Annotated in this window: 2 protein-coding genes; both read left to right on the top strand. The window is 66.9% G+C overall.

Annotated features, from left to right (window positions below; all coding sequences use genetic code 11):
• Window positions 1-471, top strand: a 471-nt coding sequence (locus AC1DU6_RS31155) for an ATP-binding protein (protein WP_477861996.1), incomplete at its 5' end; no start/stop codon positions are given.
• Window positions 468-1364 carry a 50S ribosomal protein L11 methyltransferase gene (gene prmA / locus AC1DU6_RS31150; protein WP_477861994.1) on the top strand — a complete coding sequence of 299 codons (897 nt, stop codon included), beginning with the start codon at window positions 468-470 and terminating at the stop codon, window positions 1362-1364. The genes AC1DU6_RS31155 and prmA, both read left to right, overlap by 4 nt.
• Window positions 1365-1407 lie beyond the last annotated feature (43 nt).

Raw genomic sequence — 1407 nt, 5'->3', positions numbered from 1 at the left:
CAGGTGGAGCACCCGGTCACCGAGATGGTCACCGGCATCGACATCGTGCAGCAGCAGATCAAGATCGCAGCCGGCGAGAAGCTGCCGTTCACGCAGCGCCAGATCGAGATGCGCGGCCACGCCATCGAATGCCGCATCAACGCCGAAGACCCGGTCAAGTTCGTGCCCTCGCCCGGCCGCATCACGATGTGGCACGCGCCGGGCGGGCCCGGCGTGCGCGTGGACTCGCATGCCTACACGAACTACTTCGTGCCGCCCAACTACGACTCCATGATCGGCAAGATCATCGTCCACGGCGACACGCGTGAGCAGGCCCTGGCGCGCATGCGCATCGCGCTGAGCGAGACGGTCGTCGAAGGCATCCAGACCAACATCCCGCTGCACCGCGAGCTGATGGCCGACGCCAAGTTCATCGAAGGCGGCACATCCATCCATTACCTTGAAGGCTGGATGGCTGCCCACAAGCGATGAGCAACCTCTTCGAGTTGGCCCTGGTCTGCCACGAGGCCGACGTCGAGATCGTCAGCGATGCGCTGATGGAGATCGACGCTCTCGCGGTCTCGGTGGAGGATGCCGACGCAGACACCGAGGCTGAGCACGCCTTGTTCGGCGAACCCGGCATGCCGGCGCCCGCCGCCGGTTGGGAGCGCTCGGTCGTCAAGGCCCTCTTTCCCACCGAGCCCGAGGCCACCGAGGCGGCGACGCTGATCCTGGCCCAGGACTGGGCTACGGATGTGCATGTGCAAGCCATCCAGGCTGTGCCCGAGCAGGACTGGGTGCGCCTGACGCAAAGCCAGTTCGCGCCGGTCGAGATCACGCCCGAGTTCTGGATCGTGCCGAGCTGGCACGAGGCACCGCCGCAGGCCCAACGCGTCATGCGCCTAGACCCCGGGCTGGCCTTCGGTACAGGCACACATCCAACAACGCGCATGTGCCTGCGCTGGATCGCGACCCATTCCCAGCCCTGGATTCGCGTGCTGGACTACGGCTGTGGCTCCGGCATCCTTGCCATTGGCGCGGCCCTGCACGGCGCGCGTGACATCGACGCCGTCGACATCGACCCGGCTGCCGTCACTTCGTCGCGCGACAACGCGGCGGCCAATGGCGTCACGCTGAAACCCGGCCTGCYGGAGCTGGCCCGGGGCGAGTACCCGCTGGTCATGGCCAACATCCTCGCCACGCCGCTGAAGCTGCTCGCACCACTGCTCTGCGCCCATGTCGCGCCCGGCGGCAACCTGATCCTGGCTGGCATCCTGAGCCGCCAGGCTGAGGAACTGAAGGCCGCCTACGCGCCCTGGCTGGCGCTTGAAGTCAGCGATGAAGAGGATGGCTGGATCCTGATGACGGCCCAACGACCGGCATGAGCCTCGCGACGCGCTGCACGGCCTGCGGAACGATCTTCAGGAT

It is taken from the genome of Roseateles sp. P5_B10 (assembly GCF_056400485.1).
The sequence above is the reverse complement of the archived record's forward strand: the minus strand, read 5'-3'. Positions and strand labels throughout refer to the sequence as shown.